This is a genomic window from Clostridioides sp. ES-S-0049-02 (assembly GCF_020658465.1).
In the GTDB taxonomy this organism is placed as follows: Bacteria; Bacillota; Clostridia; order Peptostreptococcales; family Peptostreptococcaceae; genus Clostridioides.
The window spans coordinates 499,207-517,719 of the sequence record NZ_JACVWG010000002.1; the positions used below are offsets into that span (position 1 = coordinate 499,207).

Consider the following 18,513-nt stretch of genomic DNA (forward strand, 5'->3'; position numbering starts at 1 on the left):
GAAAGGATGAAAATATGGATTATAAAAATAATTATGAGATGTGGTTAAATTCTCCTTATTTTGATGAACAAACCAAAGAAGAGCTATTAAGTATAAAGGATGATGACAAAGAAATACAAGATAGATTCTATAAAAATTTAGAATTTGGGACAGGTGGTCTAAGGGGTATAATAGGAGCGGGAACTAATAGAATCAATATTTATACTGTTAGACGTGCAACACTTGGAATTTCAAATTATATTATGAAGACGCAAGGTGAAGAAGGAAAGCAAAAAGGAATTGTTATAGCACATGATAGTAGATACATGTCAAGAGAGTTTTGTATAGAAGTAGCTAAAACTTTAAGTGCATATGGTGTAAAGGCTTATATTTTTGAAGAGTTAAAGCCTACACCAGAACTTTCTTTTGCTGTTAGACATTTAAAGTGTGCTATGGGAATAGTAATAACAGCAAGTCATAATCCTAAAGAGTACAATGGATATAAGGTATATGACTCAGATGGAGGTCAAATCTGTATAGATATGGCCAATGATATAATTACAGAAGTTAATAAGATTGATGATTACAGTATCATTAAAAGTGTAGATTTTGAAGAAGCTTTATCTAAAAATTTAATAACTATATTAGATAATGAAATAGATGATGAGTTTATAAAGGCTGTTAAGAAGCAAGTTTTAAGACAAAGCACGATAGATGAATATGGAAAAAAATTAAAAATAATATATACACCTATTCATGGAACCGGAAATAAACCAGTAAGAAGAGTCTTAAATGAATGTGGCTTTGAAAATGTAATGGTGGTTAAGGAGCAAGAATTGCCAGATTCTAATTTTTCAACAGTTAAGTATCCTAATCCTGAAGAAAAGTCAGTATTTAATATAGCTATTGAAATGGCAAAGAGTAATGGTACTGATTTGATAATAGGGACAGACCCTGATTGTGACAGAGTAGGTGTTGTTGTAAAAGATTCTAGTGGTGAGTATGTAGTCTTAAATGGAAACCAAGTTGGCTCACTTTTAGTTAGATATATAGTAGAGAGTTTAGTTGAAGAAAATAAACTTCCTAAAAACAATCCTACAATAATAAAAACTATAGTTACATCAGAACTAGGTGCAAAAATAGCAAAGGCTTATAATGTAGATTGTTTGAATACTTTAACAGGGTTCAAATTTATAGGAGAAAAAATAAAAGCGTTTGAAGAAAGTAATGATAGAAGCTTTATAATGGGATATGAGGAAAGCTATGGTTACTTAATTGGAACTCATGCTAGAGATAAAGATGGTGTTGTATCTTCGCTTATGATATGTGAAATGGCAGCATACTATTTTTCAAAAGGTATGAACTTGTATGAAGCCTTGATAGATACATATAATAAATTTGGGTACTACAAAGAGGAATTAAAGTCAGTGACTTTAAAAGGCATAGAAGGAATAAAAAAAATAAAAGAGATGATGCTTTACTTTAGAAGTGTTAAAATAGATAATGTGGCTGATGTAAAAGTAGATAAGATTTTAGATTATAAAGATGGAGTAGATGATTTACCTAAATCAGATGTACTTAAATTTTTACTTAAAGATGGTTCTTGGATAGCTATAAGACCTTCAGGTACAGAACCTAAAATTAAATTTTACTTTGGAGCAAATTCAGATAACCAAGAAGATGTAGAATCTAAGTTGAATAATTTAATATCTTATATATTAAATGTGGTGGATTCTATATAAAGAGCTAAGGGGAGATAAACGATGAAAGTATATAATGTCATAATGGCTGGAGGAGGCGGAACTCGTTTCTGGCCACTTAGTAGACAAGAAGTACCTAAGCAGCTTATAAATTTAAGTGGAGAAGATGCTTTAATAAATGAAACTATAAACAGAATAGATTCTCTAGCAAACAAAGAGGATTTATTTATAGTAACTAATGAGAAGCAAATGGACGCTTTAAAAGATACAGTGAAAGATAAATGTTTATACAGCAATATCTTACCAGAACCATGTGCCAGAAATACGGCAGCAGCTATAGGTTTTGCAGCCTTTAACATAATGAAAAAATATGGTGATGGTGTTATGTGTGTATATCCAGCTGACCATTATATAAAAGATGAAAAAGAATTTAAAGCTATTTTAGAAAAAGCTATTTATATAGCAGAAAATAATGATAAACTAGTAACTATTGGGATAAATCCTACATTCCCATCAACAGGATATGGATACATAAACTTTAGTAGAGAAAATACAATAGAAAATGTTGCATATGAAGTAGTGGAGTTTGTAGAAAAGCCAAACTATGAAATTGCTAAAGAGTATGTAAATTCTAAGAAATATGTGTGGAATAGTGGGATGTTTGTATGGAAGGTATCCAAGATATTGGAAGATTTTAAGAGATACTTACCAAAAGTATATGAAAAATTAGAGGAAATCAGTAATTACTTAGGAACAGAAGAAGAAATAGAAAAAATAAAAGAAATCTATCCAACAATACAATCAATCTCTATAGATTATGGTATTATGGAAAGAAGTAATGATGTTATAGTAGTTCCTGGTGATTTTGGTTGGAATGACGTTGGTTCTTGGGACTCCCTAGGTGCGATATATCCAACTGATGATGAAGGTAACATCAAAAGAGGTGAAAATATTACTATAGATACTAAAAACTCAATTATATATTCAGATGACAAATTAATATCGACAATAGGTATTAGTGATTTGATAGTAGTATCTACGAATGATGCAGTTATGGTTTGTAGAAAAGATAAAGCTCAAGATGTCAAAAAGATAGTAGAGCAATTAAAAGAAGAAGATAGACAAGAATATATGTAGGAGGTGTTCATTTGATTCCTAAAAAAATACATTATGTATGGTTTGGTGGTCCAAAAGGAAATATAGAAAATATATGTATAAATTCCTGGAAAGAAAAACTTCCAGAATATGAGATAGTAGAGTGGAATGAAAAAAACTTTGATATAGAGAAAGAAATAAAAGGAAATAAGTTTTTGGAAGAATGTTATAAAAGAAAGCTTTGGGCGTTCATATCAGATTATACAAGAGTAAGAGTACTTTATGAACAAGGTGGAGTTTATATGGATACAGATATGCAGATATTAAAGGATATAACTCCTCTTTTAGAAAATAATAGGCTTATATGTGGATATGAAGATGATGGAGAATACATGAATGCAGCCATAGTAGGTGTAGAAAAAGGACATCCTTTCTTTAAAGATTTATTAGAGTACTACGAAAAAGAGGTGCTTACTTCTTCATTGTTTACAATACCAAAAGTTATGACTTATCTTATGGAAAAAAATTATAAAAAGATTGACCAAAATAACTATGAAGAAGGCATCCGTGTCTACGATAAAGAATATTTTTATCCTTTTGGATTTAAAGAAGACTTTACACCAGAATGTATTACAGAAAATACTTATGGAATACATTGGTGGGGAAAAAGTTGGGCTAAGAAAAGAAATTATTTCTTAGAAAGTAAGCACTTAACAGGTGTAAATAAGATATGGAAGTGTTGTAAAATATTTGCAAGTAATACTTTAAGAAGCTAAAAGGGAGAAAGTGAAATGAAGACTTTAAACGATGATAGAAATATTATGATTAAAAAATATCTTTATATATTTGTTTTGTTTATCATAGTACTTAGAAAGTATATGATATCATTTATTGACCCAGATATGAGTATAGGGATGATTAAATCAGCGTTATTTTATTCTTCAATAGGAATACTAATGCTACTTTTTTTATTTGATAAGAGAAAAAGTATAACAGAAATGGTGCTAGTTGGAGCTTGTGTATTACTTTATATATTAAATAGAGAAGGAGCTATATTATTAATTGTTTTGTTAGCTGTATCAGCTAAACAAATAGATGATAAATGTATAGTTAAAAGTTATTTAATAATATCTGTATGTTTTTTAATAGGAGCTATATTATTATTTAATTTATTTCCTTCATTAGTATTTAATCAGGAAGTCCACTATAGATATATAGGAAAATTAGATACGCTTGTTACAAGAATGGATTTTGGACTTGGTAATCCAAATGGAGTATTTTATTATATGGTTACTATATATGCAGCATATATATTCTTAAGATATAAAAACTATAATAAATGGGATAGAATAATTTTATTTGGATCTGCATTCTTTGTTTATCAAACTACATATAGTAGAACTGGCTTTTTTACTATATTAGCAGGATTAATATTTGTAGAGATAATAAGAGTGATAGACCTAAAAAAAATAAAAGTACTACCAATGCTTATAAAGACATCACCGATAATACTTACTTTATTTAGTGTAATTATTGGTATGATGTTTTCTAAAAGTAGTGTACTAAATAGATTATTAGCAAGTAGACCTAAGTTCTGGAATGTATACTTAGCTCAAGAGGGAAATTTTATGAAACCTTTTGGAAATTCATATAGTGCTGCTATAAAAGCAACTAATCCATTAGACAGTTCTTATATATATATAATTAGTGTACTAGGAGTAATTGCTTGCATCTTATTTATGTTTTTGATGTATAAAGGTATACAAAGCTTTATAGAAAAAGATAAAAAAGAGTATTTAGTAGCTTTATTCATATTTTTACTATATTCTTTTGCAGAAAATTTATTATTAGAAGCTTCATTTAGTTTCACAATAGTATTACTAATAAAAGAAGTAATATTAAACGATAAAAGAGAGGTAGATTTGTGGAAAATGAAAAGTAGGAGGTAGTAATGTTAATATCATTAATAATGCCAACATTAAATAGATATGATGATATATACTTACTTATGGATAGCTTAGAAAATCAAACTTACAAAAACTTTGAACTTATAGTAATAGATCAAAATGATAATAACAAAGTTAAGGAGATAGTTGATAAATACGTTGATAAGTTAGATATAAAGTATATAAAAAGCGATAAGCTAGGATTAAGTTATAACAGAAATGTAGGCATAGATAATGCTAAAGGGCAAATTATAGGTTTTCCTGATGATGACTGTGTCTACGAAAATGATACATTAGAAAAAGTTACAAACTTCTTTAATAAAAATAAAGATTATAAAATATACAGCTGTAAAACTATGGATGCAAATAAAATTGATGCATTTAAGAAAATGTATGATGGAACTTGTGATATCACAAGTTCCAACGTTTTAAATACTATAACATCCATAACTTTTTTTGTTGATTTTGGAGAAAAAGAATATACACGATTTGACGAAAAATTAGGTGTTGGTGGAGATTTTGGTGCTGGTGAAGAGATAGATTATGTTTTAAACCTGTTGAGTTTAGGATTTAAAGGAAAATACTTTGGGAATGATATAATTTACCATCCTGCAAAAAAACATTCTAAATCTAAAGAAAAGTATCAAAAAGATTATAACTATGGAAGAGGTTTTGGAGCCATTTGCAAAAAAGAAATAGTCTATAGAAAGAATTATAAGTTTGTAAAGGTTATGGCATCAAAGCTTGTAAGAAATATAGGCGGTCTTATATTGAGTTCCAACAAAGATTATCATAGTGCCACTATAAAAGGAAGAATTAATGGATTTAGACAGTATAAGTTATAATGAGGATGGTGTTTATGGACAAGGTTAAATTTTTAATAAATATGCTTTTGGCTTTTTTTATGTATCCATTTAGTAAGCATAAGTTTAATGGTAGAAATATTTGGCTTATAGGTGGACATTCAGGAGATATATACAATGATAATGCCAAGTTCTTTTATGAGTATATGTTGAAAGAACATAATGATGTAGAAACTTATTGGGTAGTAAATAAAGACAGTAAAGTATTCAATAAAATTCCAGGCAAGAAATTAATAAGAGGAAGTGTAGAAAACTATCTATATTATTACAATTCAAAAGCTATAGTATTTTCACATGCGCCATCAGCAGATATAGCACCTTATAACTTTGCTGTACCTGTTCTTAATTATTTCCATAAAAAGACGATAAAAGTGTTCTTAAATCATGGAACGATAAGTTTTAAAAAGAGAAAGCCAATGAATAAAAAGTTTAAAAATATTATAGATAACCTATATAAAAGTTATAATATAGTTACAGCAAGTTCTGAGTTTGAAAGAGATGTTATGGTAAATGATTGGGGAATGTTAGATGACTCAGTTTATATAATTGGAAATGCAAGATATGACAATTTACCAACAAATGAAGTTGCACAAACACGAGATATATTATATACTCCTACATGGAGAGACTGGATAAAATTTAGTTCAGGAAAATTTACAGATACAGATTATTTTAAAAATATAATGAATTTCTTGAATGATGATAAATTAAATAAAATATTAGATGAGAAAGATATAAATGTAAAAATTTATATGCATCATCTTATGCATGAGTTTATAGATGACATAAAAGAAAACATAACTGGTAAACGAATTGTATTTTTAGATAAAGGGGTAACTCTAGCAAATGAAATAAGAAAATCAGCTGCAAACATAACTGATTATTCAAGTGTTGCCATAGATTTTCTCTATATGAACAGACCTATTTTATTTTATCAATTTGATTTAGATGAATATATGGAAAAAGTTGACTCGTATATAGATTTAAAAAGCGAAATGTTTGGGTCTTTGGCTTATAATAATGATGAAGCTGTGAATAAACTTATTGATATTATTGAAAATAATTTTGAGGTTATGGGTAACCAAAAAAATGAAAGAAATAAGTTTTTCAGATATAATGACAATAAGAACTGCAAGAGGATATATGATTGTGTATTAAGTAAAATTAAATAAATATTTTATAAATGATGAGGAAGGTAATATGAAGAAGAATTTAGTATCTATAATTACTCCCATGTATAATTCTGAAAAATTTATTGAAGCAACCATAAAATCAGTATTAAACCAAACTTATCAAGAATGGGAAATGTTAATTATTGATGATTGCTCAACAGATAATAGTCCTAGTATAGTCAAATCTTATATGCAACAAGATAGTAGAATAAAATGCATAAAGACTGAGACTAATAAGGGTGTCTCTAATGCTAGAAATCTAGCATTAAGTAATGCGACAGGACAATTTATAGCTTTTTTAGATAGTGATGACCAGTGGAATAGTAGTAAGTTAGAAAAACAAGTAAACTTTATGTTAGAAAATGACTATGTAATCTCATTTACTTCATATGAACTGATGGACGAAAATGATAAAAAGTTAAATAAAGTAATAAAAGTGCCACCTAATGTAGATTATAGAAGGTTATTAAAGGGAAATATTTTGGGATGTCTTACTGTTGTAATTGATAAGTCTAAATTGGATTTTGAAATTAAAATGAGTGGTGTAAGACATGAAGATTATGTCTTGTGGTTATCTATATTGAAAAGAGGACATATCGCTCATGGAATAAATGAAGTTTTAGCATTATATAGAAAATCTAGTAACTCCCTTAGTGGTAATAAGATAAAGGCTGCTATGTGGACTTGGAATATATATAGAAATATAGAAAAAATACCTCTATACAAAGCTATATACTACTTTATTAATTATGGAATAAATGGAATTAAAAAAAGTTAGATAGAGAGGAAGATTTAATTAATGTATAAATATAAATTTACTGTATTTACTCCAACATATAATAGAGCACATTTACTTGAAAATTTGTATAATGATTTAAAAGCTCAAACATATGATTTCAACGACTTTGAATGGTTGATTGTTGATGATGGAAGTAGTGACGGTACTAAAGAATTAGTTGAAAAATTTATATCAGAAGATAAATTAAATATAAGATATATATACAAAGAAAATGGAGGAAAGCATACTGCAATAAATCTAGGTGTAAAAAATGCAGATGGAGAACTATTTTTCATTGTAGATAGTGATGATGGTTTAATTAAAGATTCTCTTGAAATTGCTAATGATGAATGGAATTCTGTAGAAAATAAAGAAGGATTTAGTGGAGTTGTTGGACTTTGTGTATACCCAAGTGGAGATTTAATAGGCACAGAAATGCCTGAGGATAAAAAAATATGTCACTTTGCAGACCTATATTTTAAATATGGTGTTAAGGGAGATAAAAGCATAGTATTTGTAACTGATGAGCTTATAAAATTTCCTTTTCCAGAAAGAAAAGAAGTGAGATTTTTACCAGAAAGTGTAGTATGGAATGAAATGTCTAAATACTATAATGTTAAATGTGTAAACAAACCTATGATAATAAGAGATTATTTGGATGATGGTTTGACTAAGAATATATTAAATAAAAATGCATTAAAAGGTAGAGCATTAGAGTTTTTATATTTAATAAATCAAAATACATATCCTTTAGGTAGATATCCATATATGTGGATAAAGAATTACATAAATTTAGCTAGATACTCATTGTTATCTGACAGTCATTATTTTGGCGAAATCAAAAAAATATCTGATAAATTATTGTATTTAGTGTTGTTCCCATTAGGATATTACAAATATATTGGACAAAAAAAGTTAGTATCTAAGTAAACTTGTTGGTATAGTACTGCTAGTTGCTATATAAGGAGAGTAAAAATATGAATGAGCCTTTAGTATCGATAATTACTCCTGTATATAATTCAGAAGAGTTTTTATCAGAGACAATAAAGTCAATCCAAAATCAAACTTATAAAAATTGGCAGCTTTTATTAGTGGATGATTGTTCTAAGGACAATTCAAGTGAAATTATAAAAAGTTTTCAAAAAGAAGATGCTAGAATAAAATATATAAAGCTTGAAAAAAATTCTGGAGCTGCAGTATCTAGGAATGTTGGTATTGAAAATGCGGAAGGTAGATTTATTGCATTTGTAGATAGTGATGATTTATGGGAGAGTAAAAAGTTAGAAATTCAGATAGGATATATGTTAAAAGAAAATATCGGGTTTTCTTTTACATCTTATAGATATATGAGACAAGATGGAACAAAAACGAGTAAAGTTGCAAGAGCACCTAAAAAGATTGACTATGAAGGATTACTTAGAAATACTATAATAGGGTGTTCTACTGTAGTCATCGATAAGGATGTCATAGGTGAATTTAGTATGCCTTTAGTAAGAAGAGGACAAGATACTGCAACTTGGTTACAATTACTTAAAAAGGAAAAATATGCATATGGAATTCAAGAAGATTTAGTGAATTATAGGCTAGTTGGGAATTCTATATCAAGCAATAAGATAAAAGCATTAAAACGAACTTGGAATACTTATAGAAATGTTGAAAATTTAAGTTTACCAAAAAGTCTATATGTATTTTGTTTCTATGTTTTTAATGCCATTAAAAAAAGAGTATAAGTTTTATATACTTGGAGGTAAAAAAATGAAAATAGCTATAGCTGGGACTGGATATGTAGGGCTAGTAACAGGTGTTTGTCTAGCAGAGGTAGGCAATGAAAATGTAATTTGTGTTGATATAGATGAACACAAAGTTAAATCGATGCAACTTGGGATAGCACCTATATATGAAGAAGGCCTAGAAGAACTTATGGTTAGAAATTATAAAAAAGGAAGAATAAATTATACTACAGATTATAAAAAAGCTTATGAAGATGTAGATATAATACTAATAGCTGTGGGAACTCCTGAAAGAAGTGATGGTTCAGCTAATTTAGATTATATAAAGGCAGTTGCAAAGCAAATAGCTGAAACTGTAACAAAAGATACTTTAGTAGTAATAAAATCTACAGTACCAATTGGAACAAATGAAGAAATAGAAGATTATATAAATAGAAACTTAAAAAATGATGTGAAAGTTGAACTTGCATCTAATCCAGAGTTTTTATCACAAGGTAGCGCAGTAAGAGATACTTTACATGCTTCAAGAATCGTTATAGGAGTGGAAAGTGAGTGGGCAAGAGAAATACTGGAAGAAATCTATAAACCTTTTAATCAACCTATAATAGTAACTAATAGAAATAGTGCTGAAATGATAAAATATGCATCAAATAATTTTTTAGCACTTAAGATATCTTTTATGAATGATATTGCAAATCTTTGTGAGATAGCAGGAGCTAATGTGGAAGATGTTGCCTTAGGAATGAGTTATGATGATAGAATAGGAAGTAAATTCTTAAAAGCAGGTATAGGTTATGGAGGTTCTTGTTTCCCTAAAGATACAAAAGCTCTTCACTGGTTGTCTGAACATAATGGATATGAGTTAAAAACAGTAAAAGCTGCTATAGAAGTGAATGAAAGCCAAAAACTTAAATTAGTTAGAAAGGCATCTAAACTAGTAGAGAGTTTTCAAGATATGAAAGTTGCTGTTTTAGGACTAACATTTAAGCCAGATACTGATGATATAAGAGAAGCTCCATCTATCCCAAATATAAAATATTTGCTTGAAAGAGGAGCAAAAGTTACTGCATTTGACCCAATAGGAGTTGAAAATACTAAGAAAATATTTGGAGATTCTATACTTTATGCTAAATCTATAGATGATACAATAGAAGATGCAGAGATATGTTTTATAATGACAGAGTGGAAAGATGTCTTAAATTATGATATACATAAGTATAAGGAAAAGATGAAAAATCCTTTAGTTCTAGATGGAAGAAATTGCTATAAGCTTGAAGATATGAAAGAACTAGGTATTGAGTATTATTCGATAGGAAGGTAAATATTATGAAGACTGTTTGTTATTTGGCTGATGGGTCAAATCCTCATACTTTGAAATGGTGTAGTTTTTTTAAAAATAAAGGATATGACATTCATGTAATCTCTTTAAATGGAGGTCACATGGAAGGAATTAAAATATATGATTTTGGTTCTAACGTAGAAGAACTGAAAAATGAAAATATTTCTAAAAAAACAGGATACTTAGGTTCAATAAAACAAATAAAGAAACTAGTAAATGAAATAAAGCCAGATATACTTCATGCACAATATGCAAGTAGCTATGGATTTATAGGGAGTTTACTTGGGTATCATCCATATATTATTTCTGTTTGGGGTACTGATATTTACGATTTCCCAAACAATGGTTTTATACAAAAACAAATTATAAAACATAACTTTAGAAAAGCAGATTGTATATTTTCAAATAGTAGAGACATGGCTAAAGAAGCTAATAAATATACAACTAAGCATGTAGATGTAACCTTTTTCGGAGTAGATATGGATAGATTTAAACCTATGGAAGTAGAAAAAGAAGATGCTTTTGTAATAGGAATTATAAAGAGTTTGGAAAAAAAATATGGAATTGAATATTTAGTACAAGCATTTAAGATGTTGAAAGATGAATATAAAGAAAAGAAAATAATTTTAAAAATAGGTGGTTCTGGAAGTCAAATGGATAACTTAGTGAATTTGACTAAGGAATTAGGACTAGAAGAAGATGTTCAATTTTTAGGTAGAATATCTCCAGAGGATGTAAGCAAGACTTTTAATTCTTTTGATGTAACTGTATTTCCTTCTTTGAGAGAGGGTTTTGGTGTAGCTGCAATAGAATCAGAGTCTTGTGAAGTTCCTGTCATTGTTACAAATGTAGGTGGACATCCAGAATCTGTATTGAAAAATGAAACTGGGCTAATTGTAGAGCCAAAGCAACCAGAAGAAATAAAAAATGCTATAATAAAGCTAATGGAAAATGATGAACTTAGACTTAATATGGGTAAAAAAGGGCGTCAGTTTGTTAGAGAAAATTATGAAGTTAATTTAAACTTTAATGATATAGCAAAAATATACGACTCTATATTAGATAAATATAAAAAATAAGAATTGAAAAATACAGCAAAAGATAGATGTTGTTGGCTATGCTTAGGTGCGTAGCTTTTGCTGTTTAATGGAGGGCTTCTAGTTATGCGAGAAAGTATAGATTTAGAGAAAGAAAGCTTTTTTAATAAGCTTTTTAAAAAATATAAATTTAGACAACTAACATTATTAATTCTAGATATTTGTAGCGTGCTAGTAGCATTTCGAATGTCTTTGCGTTTGACAGGAAATTTAGATGTATTCAATATTAATAATGTAATAATTTCAGTTTGTATATATATTGTACTCCATATAGTATCATTTAGATTGTTTAAGTGTTACAACACATTGTGGAGATATGCAGGAGAAGAAGAAATTATTTCGATTTTTATTGCAACTTTAGCTTATCTAATTCCAGCTTATGTGATAAATAGAATATTGGGACTTGATTATCCTATAATGCTTTATGTATTAAATACGATATTCATTATAATGTTTACAAGTGGAGTGAGAATAGGGTACAGAGCTATAAGAATAGTCCTGAATAAAACCTATTCTAGAGGGAAGGTTTCTAACATTCTTATAATTGGAGCAGGAGATGCTGGAGAGATGGTTATACAAGAATTAAAGCGAAATCCAGAACTTAAAAAAGTAGCAGTAGCTATAATCGATGATGATAAAAATAAAATCGGAAGAATAATTCATAATGTAAAGATTGTAGGAACAACTTCAAAGATAAATGATATAGTTGAAGAATATAAAGTAGATGAAATAATTTTTTCTATTGCCAACATAGAAAAACGCAGAAAAAAAGAAATTATTGATATGTGTAAAAATACTAATTGTAAAATAAAGACAATACCAGGGATTTATGAAATTATAGATGGAAAAGTTGACATAAAACAGATTAGAGAGGTAGAAATAGAAGACTTATTGGGTAGAGAGCCTATAAGAACAAATTTAAAAGAGATAAGTAACTATATTGAAGGAAAAGTAATCCTTGTAACTGGAGGAGGAGGTTCAATTGGTTCAGAGCTTTGCAGACAAATTGCAGGATTTAATCCTAAAGAGCTTATTATAGTTGATAATTATGAGAATAATGCTTATGCAATACAACAAGAATTGCTTAGAAAATATAAAAACAAGCTGGATTTAAAAGCAATAATAGCTTCAATAAGAGAAGAAAAAAGAATGGATGAAATATTTAATAAATATAAGCCAGAAGTAGTGTTCCATGCAGCAGCTCATAAACATGTTCCTCTTATGGAGTCAAGCCCTGGTGAAGCTATAAAAAATAATATATTTGGAACTTTAAATATAGCAGGTTTATCTTCAAAATATAAAGCTAAGAAGTTTGTCCTTATATCTACAGATAAAGCTGTAAATCCTACAAATATAATGGGAGCTACTAAAAGAGCTGCTGAGATGATTATACAGACAATGAATGATGAAAGTCAGACTGAGTTTGTTGCAGTTAGATTTGGAAATGTACTTGGAAGTAATGGAAGTGTAATTCCCCTTTTTAAGAAGCAAATTGAAGATGGAGGACCAGTAACTGTTACACATCCAGATATCATTAGATATTTTATGACGATACCAGAGGCTGTAGGACTTGTTATACAGGCTGGAGCTATGGCTAAAGGTGGAGAAGTATTTGTGCTTGATATGGGAGAGCCTGTAAAAATATTGGATTTAGCAAAAAATTTAATAAAATTTAGTGGGTTTGAACCAGATGTTGATATAAAAATTGAATTTTCTGGTCTTAGACCAGGAGAAAAATTGTATGAAGAACTTCTTATGTCAGAAGAAGGTCTGTTAGATACAGAGCATAAAAAGATTTTTATTGGTAGGCCAATAGATGTTGATAGAGAAGAAATAACAAAATACTTAAAACTTTTAAAAGAAATTACAAATAATGAAGAAACTGAAAAAATAGATAGTGTAATGAGAAAATTAGTACCAACTTACATTAAACCAGAAGATGCTAATATCAAGGAAATTGCAATAACTCGAGATAAGTAGAATATATTTCTAATTTGTAACTAGGGGGAGCAAAAAGAAACAAATAGAGACTAAAAAGAAACAAAAGATTACAAAAAGATTACAAAAAGATTACAAAAAAGGTTGCAATTTATTTTGATGTAAGTTAGAATGTTAATTAGGAATTGGAAACGAAGGAACAAAATGTTAAATTTTCGAAAGGATTAGGTATTTGAGATTATGATGAATATTAAAAATAAAAAACATATATTGAAAAAATTTATAGCGATGGTGTTAATAGCAGGAGTTGTTACAGTGGAGGCGGGAGCAATAACAGCTAGTGCAGCAGAGTTATCTAATTCACCTATGACTGCGACAGTAGATCAATGTGACTTCTTAAACATGAGAAGTGGAGCTAGTGCAAATGATGCAATAGTAGGAAAGATAAACACAGGTGACAAGGTTGAAGTTTTAGAATTACATTCAAATGGATGGATAAAAATAAAAACAGTTGACAATGTTACAGGATGGGTAAATGGAGATTATTTAACTATTGAAGGTGGAAATGTAGACGCAAAGGTACAAAATGTTTTAAACTTAGCATTTAAGCAACAAGGTAAACCATATAGATGGGGAGCAACTGGACCAAACTCTTTTGATTGTTCTGGGTTCACTTCTTATGTTTACAAAAATGGAGCAGGAGTTAATTTGCCAAGAGTATCAAGATCACAAGCAACAGTAGGAAAGAAAGTATCTAGAGCAGAATTAAAAGCAGGAGATTTAGTTTTCTTTGGTTCAGGTGGTTCAATAAATCATGTTGGGTTGTATATAGGAGATTCTAAATTTATACATTCACCACAAACAGGAGATGTAGTAAAAGTTACTAGTATGGCTCCAGGAACTAATTATGCTAGAAGACTTATAACTGCTACACGTGTTTTACAATAATAATAGATTTAATTTACATAGGATTGAATATTAACATTAAATGCAGTTATGTTTAATGTTTTACATAGAGAGTGAAGTATTAATTAATATTAAAATAGTGATGAACGTTATAAAAACAGCAAAGAAGATAAATTTCTTTGCTGTTTTTTTTATAATAAATTATTTCATATTATAATCAAATATTAAATATAAATATTAACTATATTATTCAATATTTGACAGATAATATGAATTTTAGATATACTTAGTAAGGAGTATATTGTAGAAAAAAATAAATTTAAGAAATTAAGGGGGATGAAATGAAAAAGATAAGTATATTACTATTATCGTTGGTAATGACACTTACAATGTGTAGTGTAAGTTCATTTGCTGATTCGTCAAATGATAAGGAAATGAGAGCAGCTTGGATATCTACAGTTTATAACTTAGATTGGCCTAAGACTAAAAATAATGAAGCCAAGCAAAAAAAGGAATACACAGACCTATTAGACAAATTAAAAAGTTCAGGGATAAACACAGCAGTGGTTCAAGTAAGACCAAAATCAGATGCTTTATATAAATCAAATATAAATCCATGGTCTGAATATCTTACAGGTACTCAAGGTAAAGACCCTGGATATGACCCATTACCATTTTTAATAGAAGAAGCACACAAAAGAGGAATGGAATTTCACGCATGGTTTAATCCATACAGAATAACTATGGCAGATGAGAGCATAGATAAGTTGCCAGCAAACCATCCAGCAAAGAAAAACCCAAGCTGGGTAGTTAAACATGGAAATAAGTATTACTATGACCCAGGTCTACCAGAAGTTAGAAAGTACATAGTTGATAGTATAGCAGAGGTAGTTCAAAATTATGATATAGATGGTGTTCATTTCGATGATTATTTCTATCCAGGAGTAAGCTTCAATGATACTGCTACATATCAAAAATATGGACAAGGACAAAACAAAGACAATTGGAGAAGAGAAAATGTAAATACTCTACTTAGAGATGTAAAGGCATCTATAAAGAGTATAAAGCCTGAAGTTGTGTTTGGTGTGAGTCCAGCTGGAATATGGAGAAATAAGAGTAGTGACCCAACAGGTTCAGATACATCAGGTAATGAAAGTTATGTAGGTACATATGCAGATACAAGAGCATGGATAAAACAAGGATTAGTTGATTACGTAGTTCCACAACTTTACTGGCCAATTGGTCTTAAAGCTGCAGATTACTCTAAATTAGTAGCATGGTGGGCAAATGAAGTAAAAGGAACAAATGTAGATTTATACATAGGACAAGGCATATATAAGCAAGGGCAATCAAGTTATAATGGGCAAAACATAGCAAAAGAAATAGTTAAGCAAGTAACATTAAATAGAAAATATAGTGAAATAAAGGGTAGTATGTATTTTTCAGCTAAAGATATAGCAAATAGTACATCTATACAAAATGATTTAAAGAGCTTGTACTCTGACAGCAATGAACAGCCAGTGACTCCACCATCTAATGTCAAGGTGGAAAAATTAAGAGGTGCTGAAAGATATGATACAGCAGTTGCAATAAGTAAAAAAGGATGGGCTACAAATTCAGATACAGTAGTATTAGTAAATGGATATTCTATAGTAGATGGTATAACATCAACTCCACTTGCTACTGCAAATGATGCACCTATATTATTAGTAAATAAGGGTGACATACCAACATCTACCAAAAATGAAATAAAAAGACTTAATCCAAGTAAAGTTATCTTAATAGGAGGAAATAATTCTATTGGAGATAAAATTGAAAGTGAGATAAAAGATACATTATCAAATGTATCAATAAACAGAGTAGGTGGCTCAGATAGATATAGCACATCTCTTTTAATAGCAAAAGAATTAGCTAAGACTAATCCAGTAGACAAACTATATATAACAAGTGGTACAGGTGAAGCAGATTCTCTTTCTATAGCTTCAAAAGCAGGAGAAGAAAAACAGCCAATCGTATTAGTATCAAAAGATAATGTAAGTGATGAAATCTATAACTGGGTATCAGACTTAAATGTAAAAGATGCATACTTTATAGGTGGTAATTTAAGTATATCTGATTCAGTAATAAGTAAATTAGATAAAGTTATTACTAATGATGTATCTAAAAATAGAATAGCTGGAGAAAATAGAGAAGAAACAAATGGAAAAGTAATACAGAAATTCTATCCAAATGTTGAATATTCATCAATATTTGTAAGTAAGAGTAATCAGTTAGTAGATGCATTAACATCAGGACCTTTAGCAGCAAAATTAAAATCACCAGTAGTTATGCTTGGAAATAGTGTAACATCTGCTCAGAAAACTGCTCTAGAGCCTAAAAAGACAAGTCTAGTATATGAAGCTGGAGATGGCATAAATCAAACTGCATTAAACAGTTTATTAAACTTAGTTCAGTAGTAAGAATTTAATAAAGATGCTATATTATAAATTCTATAAAGGCAAATTAAAATAAAAGTATCAAATTGGAAAATGTTAAATTAAAAAGTATTAAATAAAAGTAGAAATTAAAAAAGGAACTATATACATTTTATAATCAAGCATGGATAACAACTTGAAAATAATTATGTAATATAGTTCTTTTTCTATATTTAATCTTATATTTTATAATAATATTTGTATTAAATGTTTTTTAGTGTTATTATTGTTTAAATTCTATATCATTAAATATAAAATCATGTAATATATCTAAAGTATCTGGGTCAAATCTAAGAACCCAACCAGCCTTTCCATATATACCACCTGTACTATGAATTTCATCATCAATAGGGAATTCAAATTGTTTAACATTTAAGTCGCCCATTTTTAAAACTTGAGCTCCTAGAGAAAGTATTGCATTAGGCTTCATATTAGTTTTAACATATGGAAGAACAGCATCTAATAAACCTGGATATTTAGTAACAGGTAAGGTTTCTGTTTTCTTGATTATAGCTTGTATAATCTCTCTTTGTCTTCCATCTCTTGCAAAAGCTGTATCATTATGTCTGATACGTGCAAAAGATAATGCTTGATATCCATTTAAAGTTTGTACTCCAGATTTTCTAATATATTGTATGCTACCTTTATCATCACTTTTATTCCAACCATAAGTTTCAGGAATAAATTTATTTAATTCACTTATTTCTCCTTTTTCAATTGTAACTTCAACGCCACCAATAGCATCAATTATATACATAAATGATTCGAAATTAACACAAGCATAATTTTGAATATCAACATTAAAGTTCTCTTCAATTGTTTGTATTAATAAATCAGCTTGTCCATAAGCATAGGCATGAGTAAGTTTTTGTTTACCATGACCAGGGATGTCTACATAGCTATCACGAGCTAATGATGTAAGTTTGATATCATTATGTTTGTTATCAATAGTTAATATCATCATAGCATCTGACCTTGAAGAATCTTCATTTGGTCTAGCATCTGTTCCCATAAGTAGTATGTTAGTTATCCCATTTTCATTTTTATGGTCATTATTATCTAATAAATCACTATTTATGCTTGAGTCATGAATAGTAGATAATTTATAATAAAAATATCCATAGACGCTTATAGGGAATATTACTACCAAGAAAGCCAGTAGTATAACAAATTTCTTTAATTTTGACAAAAGTACCCCTTCTTTCTTCTTTTTCCTGTATATTTTTTAATAGCATACACTTAATTATATTAAAGTATTGAGATATATTCAATACTTGTTTCAGTTACAAAAAAAAGACAATGGCATAATTTATAAGAAAATTTGTCAATTTATATATAATTAAAAGTATGTGTAGTATACTCTTTAAAAAATTAATTAAATTTTTAAAGAAAAATAAGATTTATATGTTTTTTTACAATAAAAATAAGTACACACCTATCAATTACAAAATAATTTGCTTCTTGAAAGGCATGCACTTACTGTCAAATTCTGTATA

The 18,513-nt window shown here is 28.8% G+C and carries 15 protein-coding genes; 14 read left to right on the forward strand and 1 reads right to left on the reverse strand.

Translation table 11 applies throughout. The features are described from left to right. Window positions 1-14 precede the first annotated feature (14 nt). The 14 genes from IC213_RS08375 to IC213_RS08440 all read left to right on the forward strand — a co-directional run bounded on the left by IC213_RS08375 (window position 15) and on the right by IC213_RS08440 (window position 16,999). The gene (locus tag IC213_RS08375; protein ID WP_227862991.1) at window positions 15-1,721 is read left to right on the forward strand and encodes a phospho-sugar mutase; all 1,707 of its coding nucleotides are present in this window, start codon (window positions 15-17) and stop codon (window positions 1,719-1,721) included. 21 nt (window positions 1,722-1,742) lie between these two features. Further along, on the forward strand, window positions 1,743-2,816 hold the full coding sequence (locus IC213_RS08380; RefSeq protein WP_227434454.1) for a mannose-1-phosphate guanylyltransferase: 1,074 nt from the start codon (window positions 1,743-1,745) through the stop codon (window positions 2,814-2,816). Between the two features lie 11 nt (window positions 2,817-2,827). Continuing rightward, window positions 2,828-3,550 (forward strand): glycosyltransferase, encoded by a 723-nt coding sequence (locus IC213_RS08385; protein ID WP_227482118.1) that lies wholly within the window; start codon window positions 2,828-2,830, stop codon window positions 3,548-3,550. A gap of 15 nt (window positions 3,551-3,565) precedes the next feature. Continuing rightward, window positions 3,566-4,723, forward strand: coding sequence for a polysaccharide polymerase (locus tag IC213_RS08390; RefSeq protein ID WP_227862992.1), 1,158 nt, complete (start codon window positions 3,566-3,568; stop codon window positions 4,721-4,723). A 2-nt stretch (window positions 4,724-4,725) separates the two neighbouring features. After that, on the forward strand, window positions 4,726-5,565 hold the full coding sequence (locus tag IC213_RS08395; protein WP_227434457.1) for a glycosyltransferase family 2 protein: 840 nt from the start codon (window positions 4,726-4,728) through the stop codon (window positions 5,563-5,565). A gap of 14 nt (window positions 5,566-5,579) precedes the next feature. Further along, a complete protein-coding gene (locus tag IC213_RS08400; protein ID WP_227434458.1) occupies window positions 5,580-6,755 on the forward strand; it encodes a CDP-glycerol glycerophosphotransferase family protein in 1,176 nt (391 codons plus the stop codon). Window positions 6,756-6,783: 28 nt separating this feature from the next. Then, a complete protein-coding gene (locus IC213_RS08405; protein WP_227434459.1) occupies window positions 6,784-7,533 on the forward strand; it encodes a glycosyltransferase family 2 protein in 750 nt (249 codons plus the stop codon). 21 nt (window positions 7,534-7,554) lie between these two features. Next, window positions 7,555-8,463, forward strand: a complete 909-nt coding sequence (locus IC213_RS08410) for a glycosyltransferase family A protein (RefSeq protein WP_227482120.1) — start codon at window positions 7,555-7,557, stop codon at window positions 8,461-8,463. A 47-nt stretch (window positions 8,464-8,510) separates the two neighbouring features. Further along, the gene (locus IC213_RS08415; protein WP_227482121.1) at window positions 8,511-9,263 is read left to right on the forward strand and encodes a glycosyltransferase family 2 protein; all 753 of its coding nucleotides are present in this window, start codon (window positions 8,511-8,513) and stop codon (window positions 9,261-9,263) included. After that, window positions 9,217-10,584: a UDP-glucose dehydrogenase family protein gene (locus tag IC213_RS08420; RefSeq protein ID WP_413926633.1), complete on the forward strand. Its 1,368-nt coding sequence runs from the start codon at window positions 9,217-9,219 to the stop codon at window positions 10,582-10,584. The genes IC213_RS08415 and IC213_RS08420 overlap by 47 nt, the downstream gene beginning before the upstream one ends. A 5-nt stretch (window positions 10,585-10,589) precedes the next feature. Continuing rightward, window positions 10,590-11,681 carry a glycosyltransferase gene (locus IC213_RS08425; protein WP_227862993.1) on the forward strand — a complete coding sequence of 364 codons (1,092 nt, stop codon included), beginning with the start codon at window positions 10,590-10,592 and terminating at the stop codon, window positions 11,679-11,681. A gap of 84 nt (window positions 11,682-11,765) precedes the next feature. Next, window positions 11,766-13,679, forward strand: coding sequence for a nucleoside-diphosphate sugar epimerase/dehydratase (locus IC213_RS08430; RefSeq protein ID WP_227862994.1), 1,914 nt, complete (start codon window positions 11,766-11,768; stop codon window positions 13,677-13,679). A 198-nt stretch (window positions 13,680-13,877) separates the two neighbouring features. Next, the gene (locus IC213_RS08435; RefSeq protein ID WP_227482123.1) at window positions 13,878-14,585 is read left to right on the forward strand and encodes an SH3 domain-containing C40 family peptidase; all 708 of its coding nucleotides are present in this window, start codon (window positions 13,878-13,880) and stop codon (window positions 14,583-14,585) included. A gap of 299 nt (window positions 14,586-14,884) precedes the next feature. Then, window positions 14,885-16,999 carry a cell wall-binding glycosyl-hydrolase Cwp19 gene (locus IC213_RS08440; RefSeq protein WP_227862995.1) on the forward strand — a complete coding sequence of 705 codons (2,115 nt, stop codon included), beginning with the start codon at window positions 14,885-14,887 and terminating at the stop codon, window positions 16,997-16,999. A gap of 241 nt (window positions 17,000-17,240) precedes the next feature. Here IC213_RS08440 and IC213_RS08445 read toward each other — a convergent pair whose 3' ends face one another. Further along, on the reverse strand, window positions 17,241-18,206 hold the full coding sequence (locus tag IC213_RS08445; protein WP_227824287.1) for an LCP family protein: 966 nt from the start codon (window positions 18,204-18,206) through the stop codon (window positions 17,241-17,243). Window positions 18,207-18,513 lie beyond the last annotated feature (307 nt).

Excerpts from the sequence above, each read along its gene's own strand:
- IC213_RS08375 (WP_227862991.1), top strand. The coding sequence starts at position 15 with ATGGATTATAAAAATAATTATGAGATGTGGTTAAATTCTCCTTATTTT.
- IC213_RS08380 (WP_227434454.1), top strand. The coding sequence starts at position 1,743 with ATGAAAGTATATAATGTCATAATGGCTGGAGGAGGCGGAACTCGTTTC.
- IC213_RS08390 (WP_227862992.1), top strand. The coding sequence starts at position 3,566 with ATGAAGACTTTAAACGATGATAGAAATATTATGATTAAAAAATATCTT.
- IC213_RS08395 (WP_227434457.1), top strand. The coding sequence starts at position 4,726 with ATGTTAATATCATTAATAATGCCAACATTAAATAGATATGATGATATA.
- IC213_RS08400 (WP_227434458.1), top strand. The coding sequence starts at position 5,580 with ATGGACAAGGTTAAATTTTTAATAAATATGCTTTTGGCTTTTTTTATG.
- IC213_RS08405 (WP_227434459.1), top strand. The coding sequence starts at position 6,784 with ATGAAGAAGAATTTAGTATCTATAATTACTCCCATGTATAATTCTGAA.
- IC213_RS08410 (WP_227482120.1), top strand. The coding sequence starts at position 7,555 with ATGTATAAATATAAATTTACTGTATTTACTCCAACATATAATAGAGCA.
- IC213_RS08415 (WP_227482121.1), top strand. The coding sequence starts at position 8,511 with ATGAATGAGCCTTTAGTATCGATAATTACTCCTGTATATAATTCAGAA.
- IC213_RS08420 (WP_413926633.1), top strand. The coding sequence starts at position 9,217 with ATGTATTTTGTTTCTATGTTTTTAATGCCATTAAAAAAAGAGTATAAG.
- IC213_RS08425 (WP_227862993.1), top strand. The coding sequence starts at position 10,590 with ATGAAGACTGTTTGTTATTTGGCTGATGGGTCAAATCCTCATACTTTG.
- IC213_RS08430 (WP_227862994.1), top strand. The coding sequence starts at position 11,766 with ATGCGAGAAAGTATAGATTTAGAGAAAGAAAGCTTTTTTAATAAGCTT.
- IC213_RS08435 (WP_227482123.1), top strand. The coding sequence starts at position 13,878 with ATGATGAATATTAAAAATAAAAAACATATATTGAAAAAATTTATAGCG.
- IC213_RS08440 (WP_227862995.1), top strand. The coding sequence starts at position 14,885 with ATGAAAAAGATAAGTATATTACTATTATCGTTGGTAATGACACTTACA.